This is a genomic window from Alteraurantiacibacter palmitatis, assembly GCF_037154115.1.
In the GTDB taxonomy this organism is placed as follows: Bacteria; Pseudomonadota; Alphaproteobacteria; order Sphingomonadales; family Sphingomonadaceae; genus Alteraurantiacibacter; species Alteraurantiacibacter palmitatis.
Map to the genome: position 1 here is coordinate 74,218 of NZ_JBANRO010000009.1, position 23,482 is coordinate 97,699.

The 23,482-nt window shown below is 64.6% G+C and carries 24 protein-coding genes, 1 tRNA gene and 1 other RNA gene; 4 read left to right on the forward strand and 22 right to left on the reverse strand.

What is annotated here, in order from left to right; all coding sequences use genetic code 11:
- Positions 1-23 precede the first annotated feature (23 nt).
- The 8 genes from rseP to rpsB all read right to left on the reverse strand — a co-directional run bounded on the left by rseP (position 24) and on the right by rpsB (position 7,080).
- On the reverse strand, positions 24-1,148 hold the full coding sequence (gene rseP, locus WFP44_RS11895) for an RIP metalloprotease RseP (protein ID WP_336926780.1): 1,125 nt from the start codon (positions 1,146-1,148) through the stop codon (positions 24-26).
- 4 nt (positions 1,149-1,152) lie between these two features.
- Positions 1,153-2,307 (reverse strand): 1-deoxy-D-xylulose-5-phosphate reductoisomerase, encoded by a 1,155-nt coding sequence (gene dxr / locus WFP44_RS11900; RefSeq protein WP_336926781.1) that lies wholly within the window; start codon positions 2,305-2,307, stop codon positions 1,153-1,155.
- Positions 2,304-2,987 carry a phosphatidate cytidylyltransferase gene (locus WFP44_RS11905; protein WP_336926782.1) on the reverse strand — a complete coding sequence of 228 codons (684 nt, stop codon included), beginning with the start codon at positions 2,985-2,987 and terminating at the stop codon, positions 2,304-2,306. Before WFP44_RS11905 ends, dxr begins: the two co-directional genes overlap by 4 nt.
- A 135-nt stretch (positions 2,988-3,122) precedes the next feature.
- Positions 3,123-3,806 carry a polyprenyl diphosphate synthase gene (uppS, locus tag WFP44_RS11910; RefSeq protein ID WP_336926783.1) on the reverse strand — a complete coding sequence of 228 codons (684 nt, stop codon included), beginning with the start codon at positions 3,804-3,806 and terminating at the stop codon, positions 3,123-3,125.
- Between the two features lie 31 nt (positions 3,807-3,837).
- Positions 3,838-4,395: a ribosome recycling factor gene (gene frr, locus WFP44_RS11915; RefSeq protein ID WP_336926784.1), complete on the reverse strand. Its 558-nt coding sequence runs from the start codon at positions 4,393-4,395 to the stop codon at positions 3,838-3,840.
- A 3-nt stretch (positions 4,396-4,398) separates the two neighbouring features.
- Positions 4,399-5,121: a UMP kinase gene (gene pyrH / locus WFP44_RS11920; RefSeq protein WP_336926785.1), complete on the reverse strand. Its 723-nt coding sequence runs from the start codon at positions 5,119-5,121 to the stop codon at positions 4,399-4,401.
- Between the two features lie 156 nt (positions 5,122-5,277).
- A complete protein-coding gene (tsf, locus tag WFP44_RS11925) occupies positions 5,278-6,201 on the reverse strand; it encodes a translation elongation factor Ts (RefSeq protein WP_336926786.1) in 924 nt (307 codons plus the stop codon).
- An 87-nt stretch (positions 6,202-6,288) separates the two neighbouring features.
- The gene (gene rpsB / locus WFP44_RS11930) at positions 6,289-7,080 is read right to left on the reverse strand and encodes a 30S ribosomal protein S2 (protein WP_336926787.1); all 792 of its coding nucleotides are present in this window, start codon (positions 7,078-7,080) and stop codon (positions 6,289-6,291) included.
- Positions 7,081-7,477: 397 nt separating this feature from the next.
- On the opposite strand from rpsB, the gene WFP44_RS11935 reads away from it, so the two are divergent.
- Positions 7,478-7,708 (forward strand): hypothetical protein, encoded by a 231-nt coding sequence (locus WFP44_RS11935; RefSeq protein ID WP_336926788.1) that lies wholly within the window; start codon positions 7,478-7,480, stop codon positions 7,706-7,708.
- Here WFP44_RS11935 and WFP44_RS11940 read toward each other — a convergent pair.
- From WFP44_RS11940 to WFP44_RS11950, 3 genes are all read right to left on the reverse strand, one after another.
- Positions 7,677-8,474 (reverse strand): CDP-alcohol phosphatidyltransferase family protein, encoded by a 798-nt coding sequence (locus WFP44_RS11940; protein ID WP_336926858.1) that lies wholly within the window; start codon positions 8,472-8,474, stop codon positions 7,677-7,679. The genes WFP44_RS11935 and WFP44_RS11940 overlap by 32 nt on opposite strands.
- Before the next feature lie 59 nt (positions 8,475-8,533).
- Positions 8,534-9,283, reverse strand: a complete 750-nt coding sequence (locus WFP44_RS11945) for a phosphatidylserine decarboxylase (RefSeq protein ID WP_336926789.1) — start codon at positions 9,281-9,283, stop codon at positions 8,534-8,536.
- A gap of 253 nt (positions 9,284-9,536) precedes the next feature.
- Positions 9,537-9,622: transfer RNA gene (locus tag WFP44_RS11950), tRNA-Tyr, on the reverse strand.
- A 146-nt stretch (positions 9,623-9,768) separates the two neighbouring features.
- On the opposite strand from WFP44_RS11950, the gene WFP44_RS11955 reads away from it, so the two are divergent.
- Complete coding sequence (locus tag WFP44_RS11955) at positions 9,769-10,578, forward strand: TrmH family RNA methyltransferase (protein WP_336926790.1); 810 nt, start codon at positions 9,769-9,771, stop codon at positions 10,576-10,578.
- A gap of 77 nt (positions 10,579-10,655) precedes the next feature.
- Here the strand turns inward: WFP44_RS11955 and WFP44_RS11960 are convergent, their stop codons facing one another.
- The 9 genes from WFP44_RS11960 to WFP44_RS12000 form a co-directional block, all read right to left on the reverse strand.
- Positions 10,656-10,928 (reverse strand): HU family DNA-binding protein, encoded by a 273-nt coding sequence (locus WFP44_RS11960; protein ID WP_336926791.1) that lies wholly within the window; start codon positions 10,926-10,928, stop codon positions 10,656-10,658.
- A 267-nt stretch (positions 10,929-11,195) separates the two neighbouring features.
- Complete coding sequence (gene lon / locus WFP44_RS11965; RefSeq protein WP_336926792.1) at positions 11,196-13,604, reverse strand: endopeptidase La; 2,409 nt, start codon at positions 13,602-13,604, stop codon at positions 11,196-11,198.
- A 159-nt stretch (positions 13,605-13,763) separates the two neighbouring features.
- A complete protein-coding gene (locus tag WFP44_RS11970) occupies positions 13,764-14,144 on the reverse strand; it encodes a DUF2513 domain-containing protein (RefSeq protein WP_336926793.1) in 381 nt (126 codons plus the stop codon).
- 7 nt (positions 14,145-14,151) lie between these two features.
- A complete protein-coding gene (locus WFP44_RS11975) occupies positions 14,152-14,490 on the reverse strand; it encodes a YbaB/EbfC family nucleoid-associated protein (RefSeq protein WP_336919499.1) in 339 nt (112 codons plus the stop codon).
- 6 nt (positions 14,491-14,496) lie between these two features.
- Positions 14,497-16,341, reverse strand: a complete 1,845-nt coding sequence (locus WFP44_RS11980) for a DNA polymerase III subunit gamma/tau (protein WP_336926794.1) — start codon at positions 16,339-16,341, stop codon at positions 14,497-14,499.
- A gap of 73 nt (positions 16,342-16,414) precedes the next feature.
- Positions 16,415-16,509: signal recognition particle sRNA small type (ffs, locus tag WFP44_RS11985), an RNA gene on the reverse strand.
- A gap of 68 nt (positions 16,510-16,577) precedes the next feature.
- Complete coding sequence (locus WFP44_RS11990; protein ID WP_336926795.1) at positions 16,578-16,856, reverse strand: ETC complex I subunit; 279 nt, start codon at positions 16,854-16,856, stop codon at positions 16,578-16,580.
- Positions 16,857-16,888: 32 nt separating this feature from the next.
- The gene (gene hrpB / locus WFP44_RS11995; protein ID WP_336926796.1) at positions 16,889-19,387 is read right to left on the reverse strand and encodes an ATP-dependent helicase HrpB; all 2,499 of its coding nucleotides are present in this window, start codon (positions 19,385-19,387) and stop codon (positions 16,889-16,891) included.
- Between the two features lie 99 nt (positions 19,388-19,486).
- Positions 19,487-20,509 (reverse strand): polyprenyl synthetase family protein, encoded by a 1,023-nt coding sequence (locus tag WFP44_RS12000; RefSeq protein ID WP_336926859.1) that lies wholly within the window; start codon positions 20,507-20,509, stop codon positions 19,487-19,489.
- Positions 20,510-20,576: 67 nt separating this feature from the next.
- Between WFP44_RS12000 and WFP44_RS12005 the strand changes: the two genes are divergently transcribed.
- Positions 20,577-20,906 carry a chorismate mutase gene (locus WFP44_RS12005; RefSeq protein WP_336926797.1) on the forward strand — a complete coding sequence of 110 codons (330 nt, stop codon included), beginning with the start codon at positions 20,577-20,579 and terminating at the stop codon, positions 20,904-20,906.
- 12 nt (positions 20,907-20,918) lie between these two features.
- Positions 20,919-21,341 carry a GFA family protein gene (locus WFP44_RS12010; RefSeq protein ID WP_336926798.1) on the forward strand — a complete coding sequence of 141 codons (423 nt, stop codon included), beginning with the start codon at positions 20,919-20,921 and terminating at the stop codon, positions 21,339-21,341.
- Between the two features lie 3 nt (positions 21,342-21,344).
- Here WFP44_RS12010 and WFP44_RS12015 read toward each other — a convergent pair whose 3' ends face one another.
- Positions 21,345-22,823 (reverse strand): sensor histidine kinase, encoded by a 1,479-nt coding sequence (locus tag WFP44_RS12015; protein WP_377923015.1) that lies wholly within the window; start codon positions 22,821-22,823, stop codon positions 21,345-21,347.
- The gene (locus tag WFP44_RS12020; protein ID WP_336926799.1) at positions 22,771-23,433 is read right to left on the reverse strand and encodes a response regulator transcription factor; all 663 of its coding nucleotides are present in this window, start codon (positions 23,431-23,433) and stop codon (positions 22,771-22,773) included. Before WFP44_RS12020 ends, WFP44_RS12015 begins: the two co-directional genes overlap by 53 nt.
- Between the last annotated feature and the right edge of the window lie 49 nt (positions 23,434-23,482).

Here is a 23,482-nt window from a genome sequence, read left to right on the forward strand (position 1 = left end):
GCCAGAGCCATCCTTTTCCCCGCCTAGCTGCCGAATATCGGCAGGGAGGCAATGTCCACAATCGTGACGAACAGCATCAGGCCAAGCACAAGTGCCATCCCGGTGCGGAACGCCCATTCCTGACTGCGCGGGCTGGCAGGCTTTCGGCGGATCGCCTCAGCCGCGTAGAATGCCAGGTGCCCACCGTCGAGAACCGGAATTGGCAGCAGGTTGATGAATGCCAAATTAAGCGAGATGAAGGCGACAAATTCGACAAAGGCCAGCGGCCCCAGGCTCAATTGCTCGCCCGAAAACTTGGCGATCTTGATCGGCCCGCCCAGTTCCTCAACCGACCGTTCGCCCATGATGATCTGGCCGATGCCCGTGACCATCATTTTCAGCGCGTTCCAGCTGCGATCCATCGCAAAGCCAAGCGCGGACAGCGGCCCTGCGGCCTGGAATTCGCCCGGATTGGAATAGACGCCGATTATGCCCAGACGCGAAGTATTGCCGAACCGGTCGGTCATCTCCACGCTGTCCACCTTCACCGGAACGGTCGCCTGCACGCCTTCGCGTTCGTAAGTCAGCGTGATCGTGCGGCCCGGATAGGGCAGCACGAAGGCGCGCACCTGTTCGAAATCGGTCACGCGCTCGCCATTTACCGCAACGATTCGGTCGCCCGCCTCAAGCCCGGCGGCGTATGCAGGCGAATTGTCGGCAAAATCCGCGATCACCGGCGGCACCACGGGGCGGCCATAGACCATGGCGAAGCCGGCAAAGATGATGACCGCGATCAGCAGATTGGTGACCGGCCCGGCCGCCACAATCAGCGATTTCTGCCACAGCGGCTTGGCCTGAAAACACTGCTCCTGCTCGTGCCTGGGCAGCGCCAGATATTCGGGACTTGGCTGGCTGGCGGGGCTCATGTCCCCGGCAAACTGGACATATCCGCCCAGCGGCAGGGCAGAAAGCCGCCAGCGTGTGCCGCGCTTGTCGGTAAAGCCCGCCAGTTCCTTGCCGAAACCCACCGAAAACACATTTGCCTTCACGCCGAACCAGCGCCCGACGAGGTAATGCCCCAATTCGTGCAAGGTGACGAGCGGCCCCAGCACCAGCAGGAACCCCGCGATCATCATCCACACGGGCACCGATTCAAACACGTGGGGCATGGTGTCAGGCAATCTCCATCAGGCGCGACGCACGCTGGCGCGCTTCGGCGTCCACCGCAAGCACTTCTGCAAGGCTGGTGGGTGCAGGCGGCACGCCTTCATCCAGCGTTCTGGCGACAATTGCCGAAATTTGCGTGAATGTGATCTGACCGGCAAGGAATGCCGCTACCGCCACCTCGTTCGCCGCATTGAGCACCGCCGGGGCCGCCCCGCCCGCCTGCGCCGCCGCGCGCGCCAGCCTTGTCGCGGGGAAGCGCTCCTCATCCGGTTCGAAGAAGCTCAGTGTTCCAATTGTCGGCAGGTCGAGCGGCTTGCACGCCGTGTCCATGCGGGCGGGCCAGGCAAGGCAGCTGGCGATGGGCACGCGCATATCGCTGGGGCCAAGCTGCGCCAGTGTCGATCCGTCGCGGTATTCCACCATCGAATGGATCACGCTTTGCGGGTGCACCACGATCCGCAGCCGGTCGAGCCCGACGGGGAACAGGTGCCAGGCCTCGATCAGTTCCAGCCCCTTGTTGAACATGGTCGCGCTGTCCACGGTGATCTTGGCGCCCATGTCCCAGTTGGGGTGCTTCAGCGCCTGTTCGCGGGTGGCCTTGCCGAGTTGCTCGGCGCTCCATTCGCGGAACGGCCCGCCGCTGGCGGTGAGCGTGATCCAGCGCACCTCGGTGATGTCGTTGCCCTGAAGACATTGGAAGATCGCATTATGCTCGCTGTCGGTGGGCAGCAGCGTCGCCCCGTGGCGCGCCACTGCATCCATCAGGATGTCGCCCGCGCTGACAAGAGCCTCCTTGTTGGCAAGCGCAAGGGTCCCGCCCTGCTCCACCGCTGCCATGACGGGGGCAAGCCCTGCACAGCCGACAATGGCGGCGACGGTTACGTCCGCGCCGGAAGCGGCAGCCTCACACAAGGCCTGCGCGCCGCCGCTGGCCTTGATGGCGGTGCCGCTAAGCGCCTCGCGCAGGTCTGGCAGGCAAGCCTCGTCACCAACGACCGCCATTTCCGCGCCAAATTCGATCGCCAGCGCGGCCAATTCGCGCGCGCTGCAATTGGCGGTAAGCGCCTTGACTCGCCAGTTGTCGCGGCTCTGCCGGATGAGGTCGAGCGTGGAGGTGCCGATGGAGCCGGTTGCGCCCAATATCGTAAGGCTGCGTGTCATGGATGCCCGCGATACCACAGTTCGGCCGCGACGATAGCCACCGGAAGCAAGCCGTCCACCCGGTCAAACACCCCGCCATGGCCCGGTATCAGCGCTGAGGAATCCTTCACCCCTGCCCGCCGTTTCAGCCAGCTTTCCAGAAAATCGCCCGCCTGCGCCACCACGGCCAGCAGTGCGCCAAGGACGAAGGCCACCCCCGTCATCACGCGCAATTCATCGAAGGCGCGCGCGCCGACATTGGAATAGAACAAGGCCACCGTTACCAGCGCGGCGGCCAGCATTCCGCCGCCAAGGCCCGCCCAGGTCTTGGACGGGCTGATGGCGGGCGCAATCTTCGGCCCACCGATCGTGCGACCGCTGAAATAGGCGCCGATATCGGTGGCGATGACGAGGGCAAGGATGCCCACGATCATTTCGCGCTCCAGCATCACCAGCGCGCGCGCGGCCATGCCGATATAGACCGCGCCCGCTGCAATTCCGATTACCCGCCATGCCAGCGACGGCGTCGCCTTCATCACCAGCCGCGCCAGTTCGCCAAAGCAGGTGAGCGCAACCAACACAACCAGCGTGTCGAACCACCAGCCGCCCAGCCACAGCGCCCCGCCCGCCACGGCCAGCATGACCACGGCAGAGGCGGCACGCACGGCGAGATCCGATTTCGCGGCGGGAGCTTGGTTCATACCTGCACACCCACACCCGCTCGCCCTGAGCCTGTCGAAGGGCCTCGCGCGGCTTTTCCACGAAGCGGCAAAGTCAGCGCAGCATCCTTCGACAGGCTCAGGATGAACGGGCTTGGGCTATGGGCCGACAACATACTACCGCCCGCCATAGCGCCGCTCCCGCTTGGCAAACTCCGCGCAGGCCTCCCGCAAATGCTCTTCGCCAAAATCGGGCCAGAGCACATCCATGAACAGCATTTCGGCATAGGCCGCCTGCCACAGCAGGAAATTCGACAACCGCACCTCGCCGCTGGTGCGGATCAGCAGGTCGAGTGGCGGCAGGTCGGCCGTGTCGAGATTGGCCTCGATGCTTTCCTGCGTGATCGCGCCCGCTTGCGCCGCCTTGGCCGCCGCGCGGGCGATCTCCTGCTGCGCGCCGTAATTCAGCGCCACCGCCAGCGTGCGCGTGCCGCCCGCTGTCTTTGCCAGCGCATATTCCAGCCTTTCGACGATATCGGGGGCAAAGGCGCGCCATTCCCCGATCAGTTTCAGCCGAACGCCCTGGCGCACCATGTCATCAAGGTTCGCCTCGATGAAGCGGCGCATCAGCTTCATGAGGTCGGCAATCTCCTCCTCGTCACGCTTCCAGTTTTCGGAACTGAAGGCGTAGAGTGTGAGACATTCGATCCCCAGAACCTGGCACGCCTTCACCGCGCGGCGCACCGCCTCCCCGCCCTCGCGGTGGCCGATGGCGCGCGGCAGATGGCGTTTGGCAGCCCAGCGGCCATTGCCATCCATGATGATGGCGACATGGCGGGGGGTTTCGGCAGAGGCCGTCATGATTGCATCGCGTCCTGGGAGGCCCCAGCAATCACTGGGTCAGGATTTCCTTCTCCTTCGCGGCGGCGGCGGCATCCACCTCGGCCACGAATTTGTCGGTCATCTTCTGGACTTCCTCCTCCAGGCGCTTGCGGTCGTCTTCCGAGATGTCCTTCTTCTTCTCGTCTTCCTTCAGCGCTTCGTTCGCATCGCGGCGGACATTGCGGATCGCGATCTTCGCTTGCTCGGCATATTTGCCCGCCAGCTTGGCCAGCTCCTTGCGCCGTTCCTGCGTCAGATCAGGCAGCGGGAGGCGCAGCGTGTTGCCGTCGATCATCGGGTTGAGGCCCAGATTGGCGTGGGCTATGCCCTTTTCCACTGCGGTCACATTGGCGCGGTCCCAGACCTGCACGCTCAGCATCCGCGGTTCGGGCGCGGAAACGGTTGCCACCTGGTTGAGCGGCATCATCGCGCCATAGACCTCCACCACCACCGGATCGAGCAGCGCGGTATTGGCGCGGCCCGTGCGCAGGCCCGACAGATCGCTTTTCAGCGCTTCCACCGCGCCAGCCATGCGGCGCTCGACATCGGCCTTGTCATATTTCGGCATCGCTCAACCTTCCTTCTGTACCAGTGTCTGCACGCCGTTGCCCGCCAGCACGCGCGCCAGATTGCCCTTTTCGCGGATCGAAAAGACCACGATGGGAATGGCGTTGTCGCGGCACAGCGCCACGGCGCTTGCATCCATCACCTTGAGATTATCTGCCAGCACACGGTCGTAACTGACGGTTTCGAAACGGATGGCAGAGGCGTTCTTCTTGGGGTCGCTGTCATACACGCCATCCACGCTGGTGCCCTTGAACAGCGCGTCACACTTCATTTCCGCCGCGCGCAAGGCGGCGCCGCTATCGGTCGTGAAATAGGGCGCACCCACGCCTGCGGCAAAGATGACCACGCGGCCCTTTTCCAGATGCCGTTCGGCCCGGCGGCGGATCACCGGTTCGCACACGGCGTCCATCTGGATCGCGCTCTGCACCCGCGTCTGCACGCCCAGCTGTTCCAGCGCGTTCTGCATCGCCAGCGCGTTCATCACGGTGGCGAGCATCCCCATGTAATCGGCCTGCGCCCGGTCCATCCCCTGCGCCGCGCCGGCCATGCCGCGAAAGATATTGCCGCCGCCGATGACAAGGCAGATTTGCAGGCCGGTTTCCTTGGCTGCCTTAACCTCTGCCGCCAGCGCCGCCACCACGGCGGGATCAATGCCGAACTGCTGGTCGCCCATCAGCACCTCGCCCGACAGTTTGAGCAGGATACGTTTGGTGTTGGGGAGCAGCATGGGGACGGCAAATCCTGTCAGGGCGATTTCGTGATGCGCCCTTATAGTCAGCGCGCCTTTCCTGCCAAGGGCCCGCAAAGGAATACCCCAAAGGAAAACCCCCGCTCTGCCAAGGCAAAGCGGGGGTTCGCAACCTGTCGGCAATTGGGCGAAAGATCAGCCCTTGACTGCCGCTGCCACTTCGGCGGCGAAATCGGTCACTTCCTTCTCGATGCCTTCGCCAAGCTGGAAGCGGACATAGTCCTTCAGCACGATCGGCGTGCCGGCGGCCTTGCCGGCCTGCGCCACGACTTCGGCGATGGGCGTCTTGTTGTCCATCACGAAAACCTGGCTGAGCAGGGCGTTTTCCTTGGCATATTTGGCGACCGCGCCTTCCACCATCTTGGCCTGCACTTCGGCGGGCTTGCCGGTTTCGGCAGCCTTTTCAGCGGCGATCTTGCGCTCGCGCGCGATCACATCGGCATCAAGGCCTTCGGCATTCAGCGCCTGCGGGAAAGCGGCGGCGATATGCATGGCCAGCTGCTTGCCCAGCGGTTCGAGCACGTCGGCACCGGCTTCGGATTCGAGCGCGACCAGCACGCCGATCTTGCCGAGGTTCGGGGCAGCAGCGTTGTGCATATAGGGCACGACGAGGCCGTTTGCGACCGACACGCTCTTCATGCGGCGCACCTGCTGGTTTTCACCAATGGTGGCGACATTGTTGGTCAGCTTGTCGGCCACGGTGCCGCCATCGGGATAGGCCGCGGCCTTCAGCGCGTCGACATCGTCTGCCGACAGGGTGAGCGCGACCTCGGTGGTCTTGCGCACGAAATCCTGGAACTGGTCGTTCTTGGCGACGAAGTCGGTTTCCGAATTCACTTCCACGGCCACGCCCTTGGTGCCCGTGACAGCAATGCCCACCAGACCTTCGGCAGCGGTGCGGCTGGACTTCTTCTGCACGGCGGCCAGACCCTTGGCGCGCAGCGCGTCCACGGCGGCTTCGATATCGCCATTGGTTTCTTCCAGCGCCTTCTTGGCATCCATCATGCCGGCACCGGTCATTTCGCGAAGCTTCTTCACGTCAGCGGCGGTAAAAGCCATCTTTGTGTTCCTTCTTCAAATAGTGAGCCGCGCCGGGCCCCGCTGTTGCAAGGCCCGGCGCGCTAATGGGGAATTGTGACCGGCGGCTTACGCCTGCGCGGGCGCTTCCTCGGCAACGGGCGCTTCTTCGGCCAGCACGGCTTCAGCCGGCGGGGCATCCATGGCGCCCACATCGGCGCCCGAATCCACCACGCCTTCGCCGCGGCCCTTCATCGCCGCCTGCGCAATGGCATCGCAATAGAGGCGCACGGCGCGGCTGGCATCGTCATTGCCCGGAACCGGGAAAGCAATGCCGTTGGGGTCAACATTGGTGTCGAGGATGGCGACGACCGGAATGCCCAGAACATTGGCTTCCTTGATCGCCAGCTCTTCCTTGTTGGCGTCGATCACGAACATCACGTCCGGAATGCCGCCCATGTCGCGGATGCCGCCGAGCGAAAGTTCCAGCTTGTCCTTTTCACGCGTGAGCTGGAGCACTTCCTTCTTGGTCAGGCCCGACATCCCGCTGCCCAGCTGCTCTTCCAGAGCCTTCAGGCGCTTGATCGACTGGCTGATGGTCTTCCAGTTGGTGAGCATACCGCCAAGCCAGCGGTGGTTGACGAAGTGCTGACCGCAGGCGCGCGCGGCCTGGGCAATCGGCTCCTGCGCCTGGCGCTTGGTGCCCACGAACAGCACCTTGCCGCCCGAACGGACAGTGGCCTGCACGAAATCCAGCGCACGCGCGAACAGCGGCACGGTCTGCGACAGGTCGATGATGTGAACACCGTTGCGGGCGCCGAAGATATACGGCTTCATCCGCGGGTTCCAGCGGTGGGTCTGGTGGCCGAAATGCGCGCCGGCCTCGATCAATTGCTGCATGGTGACGACAGGTGCCGCCATAGATAATTCCTTTCCGGTTATGCCTCTGGAAGACGGGGAACCGGACGCAGGTGGGAGAACCCTGTTGCGAACGGCACCGGTGATGTGTGCCTTCCATGCGAAATCGCCGAAGGATGCGCGCCGCTGCGACACGCCCCCGTCGACGCCGCGGCCCTTAATGCCAAGAAGGCGCAAAAGCTACCCCGAAAATGCGTCGGGGCCCGCACTCCGCAGCCGCGCCTTGCCGAATCACTTGACAGCATCGGAACGAAATGAGAACAAGAGAACATATAGCGAACTTAGGAACGTTTCCCGGTTTCCCGTTTTTCCCGTTTGTCCGGGTCACGCACGCCGGACGTCATGCGAGAGGTCAAGGCCCATGCTTTCTGCGTTTGCAATCACGCTTTTTTTCTCGGCCATGGGGCTGATCGCTCTTGGCGTGGTCGGCCATTCGGTGATCACGGGGGTGGCGCGCGGCCGCGCCATTTTGCGCGAACTTGCGGCCTTGGACGCAGCGCCTGCACGGCAAGCCCGGCCAGCAAAGGTGGTGATGCGGCTCCGTCCGGCGCAGCCGCGCCTGACCCTTCGTGAAGCAGGCAGCAGCCGCGCCGCCTTCGCTATTTCGCGGCCTGTTCGCGCAGCCGCCTGACGCGGGCATAGCGGGCAACACCCAGCGGCATCAGCGCCAGATAGACCGCGCAGATCATCACCAGCGTCCACCACGGCTCTGTCAGCAGCGCGGCAAAAATCAGGCCGCCAAGCGCGATGACGCCCAGCCGCAGATTCTTGCCCGGCCGGATCGATTTCCAGCTCATCGTGGCAAGATTGGAAATCATCAGAAAGGCGATCAGCGCCGTCCAGACCGCAACCAGCACAGGTTCGCGGAACCAGTCATTGCCGGTGGCAAGCCACAGGAACATCGGCAGGAACGCCAGCCCCGCCCCTACCGGCGCGGGAACCCCGGTCAGAAAGCCAGCCGATTTGTGCGGCTGATCCTCCGTATCGATCTGGGCATTGAAGCGCGCCAGCCGCAGCGCGCAGCAGATCGCAAAGCCCAGCGCGGCGAACCAGCCGAAGCGCGGCAGATCCTGCAAGGCCCACAGGAACAGCACCAGCGCCGGCGCCATCCCGAAACTCAGCGAATCAGCCAGGCTGTCCAGTTCAGCCCCGAAACGCGATTGCGCCTTGAGCAAGCGGGCAATGCGTCCGTCGATCCCGTCGAGCACGCCTGCCAGCACGATGGCGAACAGCGCCTTTTCCCAATCGTCCACAATCGCAAAGCGGATGCCGGTAAGGCCCGAACACAGCGCCGCCGCGGTAATCGCATTGGGAATGACAGACCGGACGGAAAGCCCGCGCGTCCCGCTCCGCACGACCGGTTCAGGCAGATCTTCCTCGCTGGCACGCGGCCCGATCCAGGCTTCGTCCTCGGCACTGTGCCGGGATTCCGGATGACCTGAACCGCCTGCTTGCGTCACAGGCTGACACCTTCAATCAAGGCCTGTTGCCCGATTTCGGCCAGCACAGTCTCCCCTGCCACGACCTTCTGGCCCAGCAGCACTTTGGAATCCGTGCCTGCCGGCAAATAGACATCCACCCGGCTGCCAAAGCGGATCAGGCCGATGCGCTGCCCGCTGGCCACCAGATCGCCCGGCTTGACGAAAGGAATGATGCGCCGCGCCACCAATCCGGCAATCTGCGTGAAACCAATCGCCCGCCCGTCAGCCCTTTCGATCAGGATGTGCTGGCGCTCGTTCTCCTCGCTCGCCTTGTCGAGATCGGCATTGAGGAAACGGCCCGGAATATAGACCACGCGCTTGACCGTTCCGGCCACCGGCGCACGGTTGATGTGGACATCGAACACCGACATGAAGATCGACACGCGCGTCACCGGCTCCAGCCCCAGCCCGCGGCCGCCTTCGTCATCGCCCTGCAATTCGGGCGGCGGCGGCACCTGCACGATCAGCGACACCAGACCATCGGCCGGCGACACGATCAGGTTGGAACCTTGCGGCACCACGCGTTCAGGATCGCGGAAAAAGGCGAAGGTGAAGATGGCGAGGCCCAGCAGGGGCCAGCCGATGATCTCCCAATCGAGCCACAGCAGCACCAGCAGCGCCAGCGCCACCCCAATCAGGCCGAATTTGCGGCCTTCGGGGTGGATGGAGGGCCAGCGCCATTGTGCTTCGCCGCGCCCGCGATTGTCTTTCAGTTCTCCGGCCATGCCCTTCCTCTAGGGACTGAGGCCGCGCGGCACAAGGCTGGAGGGCCGCAAAGCGGGCTGTGGCAACGGCAAGGCGCAAGGTTTTGACGGCGGCGGCGGTGGACAGGGCTGGATTGGCCGCCGCTTTGCTTTGGCCGCCTGCCCTTCGCTCCGGCCCCGCCCCAGCGTGCGTCTGCTTCGCAACCGCTCTAGGCTGGTTCCGCGCAAGCGTTGCGCAAAACGATTGGATTTGGCTTCGCGAAAGAGGCGGCGGTGGTGGACAGGGCTGGATTCGAACCAGCGTACGCTCTCGCGGGCAGATTTACAGTCTGCTGCCATTAACCACTCGGCCACCTGTCCACCGGTGCCGGAAACGGGATAAAACCCGCAAGGGATGAGCCCCGTAAAGGGCCCGGTCCAGCCGAGAGGCGCCCCAATGGCGAAGCTGCGCTTGCCTGTCAATGGTCTGGCTGGCAGGAGCGCGCCAACAGCGAAGGATATCGGGCATGAACAGGAAGGGTGAAGGCCGCAAGGGCGACAAGCGCGCACTGCGCGGCCGGGCGGGCCGCAACCAGGGCGGGCGCGGATCGGGCCGCACGGGCGGCGGGGCGGTGCGCCTGTGGGGGCGCCACGCGGTGGAGGCCGCGCTGATGAACCCGGCGCGCCAGCATCGCAAGCTGTGGGCCACGCATGACGGCATCGAATCGCTCGACGGCGAATTGCCTGCCGGTTTCCCGCTGGAATATGCAGGGCCAGAGGATCTGGCCCGCATGGTGCCGCGCGATGCGCCGCATCAGGGGCTGGTTCTGGAATGCGATCCGCTGGAGGATCTGCACCTGTCCGAAGTGCTGGACGAGGATGACGGACGCCCCATCGTGGTGCTCGATCAGGTTACCGATCCGCACAATGTGGGCGCGATCCTTCGTTCTGCCGCCGCGTTCGACGCGGCTGCCCTCGTCACGCAGGACCGCCATGCCCCGGCTGAAGGCGGCGCCTTGGCCAAATCGGCTTCGGGTGCGCTGGAGATCGTTCCTTGGGTGCGCGTGGTCAATCTGGCCCGTGCGCTGGAAGAAATGGCCGAGGCGGGATATTGGCGCATCGGACTTGCCGGTGAAGCCGATGCCAGTTTCGCATCCGTCCTGCCGGCCGGCCCGGTGGCGATCGTGCTGGGCGCGGAAGGCGAAGGGCTGCGCCACAACATTGCCGCGCATTGCGATACGCTGGCGCGGCTTCCGATCAGCAGCGCGATGGAAAGCCTCAACGTATCGAACGCGGCAGCCATTGCGCTTTATGCGGTGGCAACGCGCCCGGAATGAGCAAGGCAAAGGGGCCGCGGCGTGATGCAGCAGCCCCTTTTGTTCGCCTCAACCTTACGGAAGAAACCTGATGCGGATCAGTTGACCGCGTCCTTCAGCCCCTTGCCCGCCTTGAACTTGGGCTGGCTGGAGGCAGGGATCTTCATCGGCGCGCCGGTGCGCGGATTGCGGCCGGTGGACGCCTTGCGCCGCGCCACCGAAAAGGTGCCGAAACCGACCAGACGCACTTCGTCGCCCTTGGAAAGCGTGGTGGTGATTGCTTCAAACACGCCTTCCACCGCTTTGGTGGCATCATTGCGTGACAAGCCGCTCAATTCCGCGACGGCGCCGATCAGTTCGTTCTTGTTCATGGCCCTGGAAATCCCCCTCAATCGTGTTGTCGTTTGCCTTGCCTGTGCATTCGCGCTGCGATGGGCGGGGAATTGAGCGAGTTTTCACACCGATGTCTAGGGCCTTGACCGCCTGTGGCAGGCAAATGCTGCAATTTTGCGGGCCAGCGGATGCTTTGCAGCCGCCCTGCCCCCTGCCCGCTCTTGCCGGCAGCCTGCCGTGCGCGATAGCGCTAACAGAGGGCAGACGATTCGCTGCGCCGCAAAAAACCGGTCGCCACCGCGCGATCAATGCGCGGTGGTGCCGGGGGCAGGCACAGGCGCAGGCTGGCTGGCCAGATCGTCGGCCTCGGTCCATTCGATCGGCTGCGGCATGGCGGTGAGCGCGTGCTCCAGCACCTGATCGACATGGGAAACCGGAATGATCTCCAGCCCCTGCTTCACATTGTCCGGAATCTCGGCCAGATCCTTCACATTCTCGTCCGGGATCAGCACCGTGGTGATGCCGCCGCGCAGTGCCGCCAGCAGCTTTTCCTTGAGGCCCCCAATCGCCAGCACGCGCCCGCGCAGCGTCACTTCGCCGGTCATCGCCACATCGGGGCGCACGGGCACGCCGGTCAGCGTGGAGACGATCGAGGTGACCATGCCGATGCCCGCGCTGGGGCCATCCTTGGGCACCGCGCCTTCGGGCAAGTGGATATGCACATTCTTGCGGGCAAAGATTGACGGCTTGATCCCATAGGCGGGCGCGCGCGCTTTCACGAAGCTGAAGGCGGCGGCAACGCTTTCGTTCATCACCTCGCCCAGCTTGCCCGTGGTGCGCACTTCGCCCTTGCCCGGCGTGGTGACGCTTTCAATGGTCAGCAATTCGCCGCCAACGGACGTCCAGGCAAGGCCCGTCACCGCGCCCACCTGCGCTTCGGCTTCCGATACGCCGTGCTTGAACTTGCGCACCCCGGCAAAATCGGCAAGGTTCTCGCTTGTCACGGTTACTGCGGTGTCCTTGCCTTCCAGAATCCGGCGCAAGGACTTGCGGCACAGGCGCGCAATTTCGCGCTCCAGCGTGCGCACGCCGGCTTCGCGGGTGTAATAGCGGATGAGGTCGCGCAGTGCCTCCTCGGTCAAGGTGAACTCGCCTGCCTTCAGCCCGTGCGCTTCCACCTGCTTGGCGACCAGATGGCGCTGCGCAATCGCGACCTTCTCGTCCTCGGTATAGCCTTCCAGCCGGATGATCTCCATCCGGTCGAGCAGCGGCTGCGGCAGGTTGAGGCTGTTCGCCGTGCAGACGAACATGATGTCCGACAGATCCAGATCCAGCTCCAGATAATGGTCCTGGAACTTGGCATTCTGTTCCGGATCGAGCACTTCGAGCAGCGCCGAGGCGGGATCGCCGCGGAAATCCTGCCCCAGCTTGTCAATCTCATCCAGCAGGAACAGCGGGTTGGACGTGCCCGCCTTTTTCAGGTTCGACACGATCTTGCCCGGCATGGAGCCGATATAGGTGCGGCGGTGGCCCCTGATCTCGGCCTCGTCGCGCACCCCGCCCAGCGACTGGCGGATGAATTCGCGTCCGCAAGCCTTGGCAATGGACTTGCCCAGCGAGGTCTTGCCCACGCCCGGCGGGCCAACAAGGCACAGGATCGGGCCTTTCAGCTTGTTGGTGCGCGCCTGCACGGCCAGATACTCGATGATCCGGTCCTTCACCTTGTCGAGCGCGTAGTGATCGGCATCGAGGATCGCCTGCGCCTTGGCGATATCCTTCTTGAGCTTGCTCTTCTTGCCCCATGGCAGGCCCAGCAGCACATCGAGGTAATTGCGCACGACTGTCGCCTCGGCGCTCATCGGCTGCATGGTGCGCAGCTTCTTCAGCTCGGCATCGGCCTTGGCGCGCGCTTCCTTGGGCAGTTTGAGGCTTTCGATCTTCTTTTGCAGCTCGGCAATCTCGTCGCCATCGCCTTCACCGCCGCCCAGTTCGCTCTGGATCGCTTTCAGCTGTTCGTTGAGGTAATATTCGCGCTGCGTCTTTTCCATCTGCCGCTTCACGCGGCCGCGGATCTTGCGCTCCACCTGAAGCACAGACAACTCGCCTTCCATCGCGGCATAGACCAGTTCGAGCCGCTTGACCGGATCGGTCTCGTTCAGGATTTCCTGCTTGGTCGAAACCTTGGCTGCAAGATTGCCGGCAATGGCATCGGCCAGCCGCCCCGCATCCTCGATCTGCGCCAGATCGGCCTCGACATCATCGGGCAGCTTCTTGTTGTGGCGCGCGTAATCGCCGAATTGCTCCAGCGTTGTGCGCACCAGCGCGGTGGCCTCGCTGCCGATGGCGGCGGTTTCGGCCACGGGACGCACCTGCGCCAGCACCAGATTTTCACTGGGGCGCAGTTCGACCAGTTCGGCGCGGGCCGTGCCTTCCACCAGCACGCGCACCGTGCCATCGGGCAGTTTGAGCATTTGCAGCACCTGCGCCACCACGCCCATGGTGAAGAGGTCATCCTTGGTGGGATCATCGCAAGCGGGATCAAGCTGGGCGAGGAGGAAGATATCCTTGTCCCCCTCCATCGCGGCTTCGAGCGCGGCAACCGACTTCTCGCGGCCGACGAAGAGCGGCACGACCATGCCGGGAAACACGACAATGTCGCGCAGGGGAAGAAGCGGGAGAACAGCCAGCGGGCTGTCAGGTGCAGGTGTAGTCATGTTGGGAATATGGGGAGGCACTCGCGCGGGTGCAACTCAGGGGCGATGCAAGGGTGTGGATGGGGCCTTGGGGCGGGTATGGAGGCAAGGAAAACTGCGAGACTGCGCTCTCCATGATCAGAGGGATCCGGAAGTGACCCAAATATCTCTTCGAACCACCTACAAAATTGGCAAGCTCAATTCTCTCGCCTTCTGAAACATCAAACCTTTTGCGATTTCGGCGATGATCGAAACGCTCCATGTTCCGACCTTTGCCGCACCCTCTTTGGTCTTTTTCCAAATTTCAGGATCACGCACTTTGTCCAAAAATTCATGTCCTGACCATGTCAGCGACGCATCTTGAAATTGATAACCAAATGGCGTGTTTACATCACCCAATTCCAAAGCATTCACGAAACCCGCTTGGATAAGGAGATTCAGATGGTAGATTATCTCACCTTCCGACCATCCCTCGATCTCCAAGATGCCGTCGTGATATGGTAATTCCGACTCTTCAATCCTGAGGAGTATGGAACGGACAAGATCCATATCACGACGCATTATCCCCTCACATCCCCGGCAGTTTGAACCCCGGCGGCAGGCCCAGCCCGGCCTGCATCTGCTGCATTTCCGCATTCGCCGCGCGGTCGGCCTTGTCGCGCGCGTCGTTGAAGGCGGCGGTGACGAGGTCTTCGAGGATCTGCTTTTCCGATGGCACCATCAGGCTGTCGTCAATCGCCACGCCCAGAATGCGGCCCTTGGCGGTGGCGCGGATTTTCACCAGCCCGCCGCCGGAGGAGCCTTCGACTTCCACCGAATCCAGCTTCACCTGCGCTTCGTTCATCTGCTTTTGGATGTTTTCCGCAGCAGCCTGCGCGGCCTTGAGCATTTCTTCCATCGATTGCATGGGGGATTACCTTCTTTGCCTGTAGCGGTTGACTTCGGCCACCTCGCCATCCTCGACCAATTCCGCACCGGGAAAGGCGGCCAGCGTAGCGGTGACGAGCGGGTGGTTGCGGATGCGTGCCTGCTCGGCAGCGCGAGCGGCAAGTTCGCGTTCGCGTAGCGAGGGCATGGCGGCGCCGCTGCCGCGCTGCACCTCCCACATCTCGCCCGTGGCGCGGCGCAGCGCATCGCGCACTTCGCCCGTGATATCGTCGGTGAAATCGGCGGGCGTGGTAAAGGTGAGGCGGCCCTGCGCAAGGTCTATCACCTGCACATAATCGCGCATGATCTGCGTGACGCGCAGCAGGCCTTCCTGCTCAACCCTGTCGCACAGGATGCTCCATTCCATCGCAATGTCCGCCGAGAGCGCGGCGGGCGCGGCAGCGGCAGTGCCGGCTGAGGGCGCGCCAGCAGCAGCAGGAGCCGCCGTGCCAACGCCGCGCGAGGCGGCATCCTTCAGCAGCTTTTCCAGCGATCCGGGATCGGGCAGTTCCACCGCGTGCAGCACGCGCAGCAGCGCCATCTGCGCTGCCATCAGCGGATCAGGGGCCGCGCGCACTTCGTCATGCCCTTTCAGCAGCAATTGCCACAGGCGGTGCACCTGCCCTGCGGAAAGCCGCGTGGCCCATTCGCCAATCGCCTGCCGCTCCTCCTCCGAAACGCCCGCCGCCTCGCCCTTGGCCAATTGCGCCAAGGCCACGCGGTGCGTCAGTTCCATCAGCGCGCGCATCAGCGCCAGCGGCTCCACCCCCAGCGCGAACTGGTCTTCCACCGCATCCAGCAGGCCCGCCGGATCGGCATCGAGCAGGCAGGCGAACAGCCGCCTTTGCGCGCCCTTGTCGGCAAGGCCCAGCATCTCGCGCACCTTGGCGGCGGTGACGCGCGTGTCCTCGGCCGCGTCCATATCGGCATGGGCAATCGCCTGATCGAGGATGGAAAGCCCATCGCGCGCGGACCCTTCGGCGGCGGACGCGATCATCGCCAGCGCCTCGTCTTCCGCGCTCACCCCTTCCGCTGCACAGATGCGCCCGAAATGCTCCGCCAGCAGCGATGCCGGGATGCGGCGCAGGTCAAACCGCTGGCAGCGCGACAGGACGGTGACGGGCAGCTTGTCGACTTCGGTGGTGGCAAACAGGAACTTTACGTGCGGCGGCGGTTCCTCAAGTGTCTTGAGCAAGGCATTGAACGCATTGCGCGAGAGCATATGCACTTCGTCGATGATATAGATCTTGAAGCGCGCCGACACGGCGGCATAGCGAACCGCCTCGATAATCTCGCGCACATCGTCCACGCCGGTATTGCTGGCGGCGTCCATCTCGATCACGTCGATATGGCGCCCCTCGGCAATGGCGCGGCAGGGTTCGCATTGGCCGCACGGATCAATCGTGGGGCCGCCCTGCCCGTCTGGCCCGATGCAATTCAATGCCTTGGCGATCAGCCGGGCGGTAGAAGTCTTGCCCACCCCGCGCACCCCGGTCATCAGGAAAGCGTGCGCCAGCCGACCCCGCGCAATGGCATTGGCCAGCGTGCGCACCATCGGTTCCTGCCCCAGAAGCTGGGAGAAGGTTTGGGGGCGGTATTTGCGCGCCAGCACGCGGTAAGGCTGCGCAGGCGAGTCGGGTGGAGTGGCGAGAACTGAAGGGGCCTGAACAGGCGCAGAAGCCGGCTCAGCAGGTTTTGCCGGCACATCCAGCGCACCAAACAGCGCAGACTGCCCCGCCGCTTCCAATTCGGCAGCGGAAGGCGGATTGCCCTCGCCCTCACCCTCGCCCAAAGCCCAAGGCGGGGTCTCGTCATCCGGTGAATCACCCATGCGCATCTAGGTAGGCGTTCGCGCCCCGAATGTCATGGCCTGCGCGACGTGGAGGAAACCCTGCGATGTGGATGAAAAAGGAGCCGGGCGACCCGCTGCAATCTACCTTGGCTGCTTCCTTCCGGACCTGACCAGGTGAGCAGACGCGAACGTCCACCCGACTCCCGCGCTGCATATGGCGCGAAAACGGGCGGAGTTCAACCACCAACGGGCCAGAACGCCCGCTGCGTGGATCGTCAGCGGAAATTGTCGGCGTAGGCCTGAATTTTCAGCCGCCTGGGTGGCACGATGTGAACCACGGCATCAATGCCGTGCTTGGCGGCATAGGCTTCTGCCGCTTCACGCGTGGGGAATTTCAATTGCACTTGCGCCTGCGTGTCGCCGCTGCCCGCCCAGCCCATCAGCGGATCGGGCCGCTTGGCCTGCGCCGGGGCGAAATCGAGAATCCACTGATCGGTCAGAGCCTTGCCGCTCTGCATCGCGTTTTTCGGACGTTGATAGATGCGTGCCTGCATGGTGGTTCCTTTGCGGATTTCGGGCGCGCAAATCAAGTGCGGTTGAAGGCGTTTTTCGTCTTGAGGCTGGGTTTCTCCGCCCACGGCTCATCGGGCCAGCGGTGCTTGGGATAGCGGCCCTTGCCGTCCTTTTGCACATCGCGCCACGATCCGCGCCAGAAGCCGGGCAGATCGCGCGTGGCCTGCATCGGCTTGCCGCCCGGATCGGTCAGCTTGAGCAGCAGCGGCGTGCTGCCGATCATCGGGTGCGCGTCCAGCCCGAACACCGCCTGCACGCGCACCTCCACGCTTGGCGCATCATCGCCCTCGTAATCGATCGCGTGGTGCGTTCCCGCCGGGCTGGCAAAATCGCGCGGAGCCAGCCGGTCGAGCGTCTGGCGCTCCTCCCACGAAAGGCGGTTCAGCAGGGCCTCCACCAGAGCAGCTTTCGGCACATCCAGATCGCGCCGCCCGGTGAGCAGGGGGGCGAGCCAATCGCCTGCCTCTGCCGCCAAACGATCCGGCGACAACGCCGCCAGCCCGGCAAAGCGGGCGCGCGCAATCAGGCCGCGCGGCAGGATTTCCCCCAGTTGTTCCACCGCCTTGTCCACAAGGATATCCACAATCGTCTGCGGATCAGGCTGCGGATCGGGGCCGCTCGCCAGCGTGATCGCGCCCAGCCGCCGTTCTAGCCGCGCTTCCACCCGGCCTTCGCTGGCGTTCCAGCGCGCGGTGTGGCGGCGGGTAATCCGCTCGCCCAGCCATTGCTCGACTTCGGCGGTGTCGAGCGCAATTGCAGCGGTAATCCGCGCCGCGCCTGCGCGCCCCTGCGCATCGCCAATCGCCAGCCATTCCGCGCGCGCCAGCGGCGATGCCGGGTCGAGCGCATAGCCGCGCCCGCCCGCCGACAGCCAGCTTTCCCCCGACGCATCGCGCCGCCGCGCCAGATTGTCGGGCAGTGCATGGGCAAGCAGGATGCCGAGGGGTGGTTCGCGCCCTTCGACAGGCTCAGGGCGAGCGGTGCCTTTGGTCATGCTGGAAAGCCGCTCAGGCTGAGCCTGTCGAAGCCCCTCTGCCCGCCGCGCCCAGCCATCCGCCAGCTTGCGCGCGGCCTCCGCCCGGCCCGATCTTTCGCCGTCCCAGCGTTGCAGGCGCGCGGCCAGATCCTCTCCGCGCCCGCCCAGCCCGCGTTCCTGGAGCAACAGAGCCAGCCGCGCCGCCTGCCGCCCTGCGCCATGCCGCGCCCCGAAAAGCAGCATCGCCGCCTGCCACGGCTCCATCGGCAGCGCGGCGATCTGCCGCCCGGTTTCGGTAATTTCCCACCGCCGCTCACCCTGAGCCTGACGAAGGGCCAGCGCATCGAGCGCGCGCAGCCGTTCGCGCGCGGCGGCGAGTGCAGGCGCAGGCGGCGGGTCGATCCATGGCAGGGTGGCGGCATCCTCCACCCCCCATTGCGCCAGCGCCAGCACCAGCGGCGCCAGATCGCGGTTAAGCATTTCGGGCGGGTCGAAGGCTTCGCGCCCGGCATGGCCGGCTTCTTCCCACAGGCGATAGGCAACGCCCGGCCCCTGCCGCGCCGCGCGCCCCGCCCTTTGCGCCGCGCTGGCCTGGCTGGCGCGGGTGGTGACAAGGTGTGTGACGCCCGCCGCGACATCGAACTGGGCGCGGCGCGACAGGCCGCTATCCACCACCACGCGCACCCCGTCGAGCGTGATCGAGGTCTCCGCAATACTGGTCGCCAGCACGATACGGCGGCGGCCTGCCGGATCACGGCGGATGGCGGCGCGCTGATCGGGGGGCAGCACCTGCCCATGCAGCGGCAGGATCGGCACGTTGGGCAGGCGCTCAACCAGCCTCTCGCGCAGCCGTTCGATCTCCCCCACGCCGGGCAGGAAAGCGAGGATATCGCCCTCCTGCTCGCGCCACGCGGTGAGCACGGCACTCGCCATCGCCTCGTCCAGCCGCTTTTCGGGGCTGCTGCCCAGCCATGTGATCGCCAGGGGATAGGCCTTGCCTTCGCTTTCGATCACCGGCGCATCATCGCCCAGTAGCTGCGCAAAGCGCGCGCCATCCAGCGTGGCGGACATCACCAGCAGGCGCAAATCATTGCGCAGCACGCTTTGCGATTCGAGCGCCAGCGCGAGGCCCAGATCGCTGTCGAGATGCCGTTCATGCGCTTCGTCGAACAGCACGGCGGACACGCCTGCCAACTCCTGATCCGCGAGGATACGGGCGACGAAAATCGCCTCTGTCACCACCAGCAGCCGGGTTCTGGCGGAGGTCTTGCTGTCCAGCCGGGTCAGATAGCCGACCGTGCCGCCGACTTCCTCGCCCAGCAATTCGGCCATGCGCTCCGCCGCGGCGCGCGCCGCCACGCGGCGGGGGGAGAGCAGGATGACCTGCCCCGTGCACCATGGCTCACTCAGCAGGGCCGGCGCGACGCTGGTGGTCTTGCCCGCGCCCGGCGGCGCGATCAGCACCGCAGAATTGCCCGTGCGCAGGGCGGCCAGCAGATCGGGCAGAACGGCGTGGATGGGGAGGTTTGACGACAATAGCGGAAATCCGTTCGTGCTGAGCGAAGTCAAAGCACGTCTGGCGCTTAGCTGGCGCAGGCACCCTTCGACAAGCTCAGGGTGAGCGGACGCGTCAGTTCAATACCCCCGCGCCACCGCAAATTGCGCCGCCTGCACCATGGCCCGGCGCGCTTCGCTGTCGGGGAAGATCGCCAGCGCATCGCAGGCGCGCTGCGCGAAATGGCGGGCGCGTTCGCGGGTTGCGGCGACTGTGTCGTGCTTGCGGATCAATTCGACCGCGTGGGCGAGGTCTTTGTCGGAATTGGTGAAGCCCGCCACGGCGTCACGCCAGAACCGGCGCTCCTCCTCATTCCCGCGCGCATAGGCGAGGATCACCGGCAGCGTCATCTTGCCTTCGCGGAAATCGTCGCCCCGTTCCTTGCCCATCTCGGCGGCCGACGAATCGTAATCGATCGCATCGTCAACCAGCTGGAAGGCCACGCCCAGATTGCGCCCGTAATCGTCCAGCGCGCGCTCTTCCTCCTCGCCGCGTTCGGCCACTACGGCGGCGATGCGGCTGGCGGCGGCGAACAGCGCGGCGGTCTTGGCGCCGATGATGTGGAGATAGCGCTCCTCGCTCGTTTCAATGCGGCGCTGGCTGACCAGCTGATCGACCTCGCCCTGCGCGATGATCGCGCTGGCGCTGGAGAGGATTTTGAGCACTTTCAGGCTGCCATCCTCCACCATCAGTTCGAACGCGCGCGAAAACAGGAAATCGCCCACCAGCACGGTGGCCGGGTTGCCGAACACGATATTGGCGGTTTCCTTGCCCCGGCGCGTCTCGCTGCCGTCCACCACATCATCGTGCAGCAGCGTGGCGGTGTGGATGAATTCGACCGCAGCGGCCAGCTTGTGGTGGCGCGTGCCCTGATACCCGATCACCTCGGCCCCGGCGAGTGTGAGCATGGGGCGCATCCGCTTGCCGCCGCCGCTGATAAGATGGCCGGCCAGCGCCGGGATGAGCGGAATCTCGCTCTGCATCCGGTCAAGAATGACCTGGTTGACACTGTTCATCGCCGCCTGCGTCAAGGACAGGATCGGGGCCAGACTGGGTGTAGCGGGCGCAGAACCGCGCTTCAGGGGGACGACATTGCCGTTCATGGTGCACAAACCCATGGGCAAACAGGCCCGTCTTGGCAAGTTTGCATTTGCTGCTAGTCAGGGCAGCATGACGCAACCGCCCGCCCGCTTTTCCCCCAGCCCTCCTCCCGCCGCTGCGCCTGACCCGGTTCTGGCCGGTTACCGCAAGAGCATCGACAATATCGACGCGGCGCTGATTCATATGCTGGCCGAACGGTTTCGCATCACGCAGGCGGTGGGCGCGCACAAGGCGGCGCATAATCTGCCGCCCAGCGATCCGGGGCGCGAGGCGCGGCAGATCGAGCGGTTGCGCGCGCTGGCGGTAGAGGCCGAACTGGACCCGGAATTCAGCGAAAAGTTCATCCGTTTCGTGATCGACGAGGTGATCCGCCACCATCAGCGGGCACAGGGCAAATAGGGGCAAGATGAAATGAGCGATGCACCCCTGATCGGCGGCTGCCTGTGCGGCGACATCCGCTACGAAATCGCCCCGCCGGCGCTGTTCGTCAGCCAATGCTGCTGCAAGGATTGCCAGAAGGCGACCGGCACCGGCCACACCACGATCATCGGCATCCACAAGGATCAGCTGCGGCTGCACGGCACGCCCGCCACCTTCACCAATACGGGCGCGACCGGCGGAAAGGTCACACGCCATTTCTGCGGGCGGTGCGCGGGGCGGCTTTACACATCGGGCGATTTGCCGGGCGATCACATCATGGTGCAGGCGGGCAGTCTGGACGATCCGGGACAGGTCAGCCCGCAAAACATCATCTATGTGAAAGACCGTGTGGCCTGGGACAAGCTCGACAATGCCCTGCCCCAGTTCGACGGGCTACCCGACCGGGTGCTGTAACGCCTACTCCGCCTTCGCGCGCGGCAGGCGAAGCTTGACCAGCAATCCGCCCAGATCCTCGCTTTCGGCCAGTTCCACGCTGCCCTGATAGATTTCCGCTACGTCGCGCACGATGGCAAGGCCAAGGCCAGTGCCCGGCTTTTCGGTATCCAGCCGCGCCCCGCGGCTGAACAATTCGCCGCGCTTTTCCGGGGGGATGCCCACGCCGTCATCCTCCACCCAGATGGAGACGAAATCGCGCCCCGCTTCGTCCGATGCCTCGGCGTCCACCGTCACAAACACGCTGCCGCCGCCATATTTGGCGGCGTTCTCGATCAGGTTGCCGAGCATTTCCTCCAGATCCTGCCGCTCGATCACCACGCGCGCCTCGGCCGATCCGTCAATATCGAAGCGCACTTGCGGATAAAGGCGCGACACCGCGCGCTGCACCGCCACCGCGCTGTCCATCACATTGGTGCGCGCAAGGCCCACCGCGCGCCGCCCCGCCGCGCGGGCGCGGGCCAGATGGTGATCGACCTGCCGCCGCATCACGGCAACTTCGCGCAGCACCGTCTCGTCCAGATCGGGTGAATGGGCGGATGCGGCATTGGTCAGCACCGTCAGCGGCGTTTTCAGCGCATGGGCCAGATTGCCCGCATGGGTGCGCGCCTCTTCTGCCTGCCGTTCCGAATGGGCAAGCAGCGCGTTCAGTTCCTCCACCATGGGCTGCACTTCCAGCGGCAGCGGATCGGTCACGCGGTTGACGCCCGATGTGCGGATGCGGGCAATGGCCCGGCGGATGCGGCGCAAGGGGCCAAGGCCATACCAGCTTTGCAGCATCGCCATCAGCAGCAGGCCAATGCCAAGCACCGCGAACGACCAGGCCAGAATGGCGCGGATTTCGTTCAGGCGCGCATCCAGCTCCTCACGCGATCCGGCCACCACGAATTGCCAGCGCACATCGCTGCCCGGCAGTCCCACCGTGCGCTGGGCAATGCGCAGGCGTTCTTCGGGGAACTGGTCGGAATCGTAGAATATGGGTTCGGCCGCGTTGACATCTTCGCGGATATCCAGCGTGCTGTCCCACAGCGACCGCGAAAGATAGGGTTGGTAACCGCCGCCCGAAATCTGCCAGTAAAAGCCGCTGTTCGGCTCCAGAAAGCGCTGATCGCCCAGGATGCGGTTGAAGAACACCTCGCCCAGCGGGTCGATTTCCGCCGAGGCGATCATCGCGGTGAGCGATTGTTCCAGTTCGGCATCGAACTGGTCGGACACCAGCCGGGTCAAGGCGCGATCCAACGCCACACCGCCAAGGCTCAGCAGGATGAAAATCCACCCCGCCGCGATCAGCATCATGCGGCGCGAAATGCTGCCCGTATGCGGCAAGGGCGCGACCGAAGGCTCGATCACGCCGGTGCCGGCATTGGCATTGCCATCACTGGCAAGAGCCTCAGGCCGGGTCGTCGAGACTGTAGCCAAGGCCGCGGATCGTGGTGATGACATCAGCGCCCAGTTTCTTGCGGATACGCGTCACGAAAACTTCGATCGTGTTGGAATCCCGATCAAAATCCTGATCGTAAATATGCTCGATCAATTCGGTGCGGCTGACGACCTTGCCCTTGTGGTGCATCAGATAGGACAGCAGCTTGTATTCCTGCGCGGTCAGCTTCACCGGTTCGCCATTGCGGGTGACGCGGCCCGAACGGGTATCCAGCCGCACATCGCCTGCGGTCAGTTCGCTGCTGGCATTGCCCGATGCGCGGCGGATCAGCGCGCGCAGGCGGGCGATCAGTTCCTCGGTCTGGAACGGCTTGGCAAGGTAATCGTCCGCGCCTGCATCCAGCCCGGCCACCTTGTCGCTCCAGCTGTCGCGCGCGGTCAGCACCAGCACCGGGAAATTGCGCTTTTCGCGCCGCCACATCCCCAGCACGGTCAAGCCGTCAATCTCGGGCAGGCCCAGATCGAGCACAACGGCATCGTAATCCTCGGTCGAGCCCATGAAGTGCCCGTCCTCGCCATCGGTGGACAGGTCCACCGCATAACCGTTCTGTTCCAGCGTGTTCTTGAGCTGCTGGCCCAGCGTGGGTTCATCCTCAACAATCAGGATGCGCATCCATCATTCCCCTGTCTTGCGTGCGCGGGATCATCCATCCTGCGCAGCG

Coding starts and splice junctions, on each gene's coding strand:
- rseP (WP_336926780.1), bottom strand. CDS start 1,148: ATGCCCCACGTGTTTGAATCGGTGCCCGTGTGGATGATGATCGCGGGG.
- dxr (WP_336926781.1), bottom strand. CDS start 2,307: ATGACACGCAGCCTTACGATATTGGGCGCAACCGGCTCCATCGGCACC.
- WFP44_RS11905 (WP_336926782.1), bottom strand. CDS start 2,987: ATGAACCAAGCTCCCGCCGCGAAATCGGATCTCGCCGTGCGTGCCGCC.
- uppS (WP_336926783.1), bottom strand. CDS start 3,806: ATGACGGCCTCTGCCGAAACCCCCCGCCATGTCGCCATCATCATGGAT.
- frr (WP_336926784.1), bottom strand. CDS start 4,395: ATGCCGAAATATGACAAGGCCGATGTCGAGCGCCGCATGGCTGGCGCG.
- pyrH (WP_336926785.1), bottom strand. CDS start 5,121: ATGCTGCTCCCCAACACCAAACGTATCCTGCTCAAACTGTCGGGCGAG.
- tsf (WP_336926786.1), bottom strand. CDS start 6,201: ATGGCTTTTACCGCCGCTGACGTGAAGAAGCTTCGCGAAATGACCGGT.
- rpsB (WP_336926787.1), bottom strand. CDS start 7,080: ATGGCGGCACCTGTCGTCACCATGCAGCAATTGATCGAGGCCGGCGCG.
- WFP44_RS11935 (WP_336926788.1), top strand. CDS start 7,478: ATGGGGCTGATCGCTCTTGGCGTGGTCGGCCATTCGGTGATCACGGGG.
- WFP44_RS11945 (WP_336926789.1), bottom strand. CDS start 9,283: ATGGCCGGAGAACTGAAAGACAATCGCGGGCGCGGCGAAGCACAATGG.
- WFP44_RS11955 (WP_336926790.1), top strand. CDS start 9,769: ATGAACAGGAAGGGTGAAGGCCGCAAGGGCGACAAGCGCGCACTGCGC.
- WFP44_RS11960 (WP_336926791.1), bottom strand. CDS start 10,928: ATGAACAAGAACGAACTGATCGGCGCCGTCGCGGAATTGAGCGGCTTG.
- lon (WP_336926792.1), bottom strand. CDS start 13,604: ATGACTACACCTGCACCTGACAGCCCGCTGGCTGTTCTCCCGCTTCTT.
- WFP44_RS11970 (WP_336926793.1), bottom strand. CDS start 14,144: ATGCGTCGTGATATGGATCTTGTCCGTTCCATACTCCTCAGGATTGAA.
- WFP44_RS11975 (WP_336919499.1), bottom strand. CDS start 14,490: ATGCAATCGATGGAAGAAATGCTCAAGGCCGCGCAGGCTGCTGCGGAA.
- WFP44_RS11980 (WP_336926794.1), bottom strand. CDS start 16,341: ATGGGTGATTCACCGGATGACGAGACCCCGCCTTGGGCTTTGGGCGAG.
- WFP44_RS11990 (WP_336926795.1), bottom strand. CDS start 16,856: ATGCAGGCACGCATCTATCAACGTCCGAAAAACGCGATGCAGAGCGGC.
- WFP44_RS12000 (WP_336926859.1), bottom strand. CDS start 20,509: ATGAACGGCAATGTCGTCCCCCTGAAGCGCGGTTCTGCGCCCGCTACA.
- WFP44_RS12005 (WP_336926797.1), top strand. CDS start 20,577: ATGACGCAACCGCCCGCCCGCTTTTCCCCCAGCCCTCCTCCCGCCGCT.
- WFP44_RS12010 (WP_336926798.1), top strand. CDS start 20,919: ATGAGCGATGCACCCCTGATCGGCGGCTGCCTGTGCGGCGACATCCGC.
- WFP44_RS12015 (WP_377923015.1), bottom strand. CDS start 22,823: ATGTCATCACCACGATCCGCGGCCTTGGCTACAGTCTCGACGACCCGG.
- WFP44_RS12020 (WP_336926799.1), bottom strand. CDS start 23,433: ATGCGCATCCTGATTGTTGAGGATGAACCCACGCTGGGCCAGCAGCTC.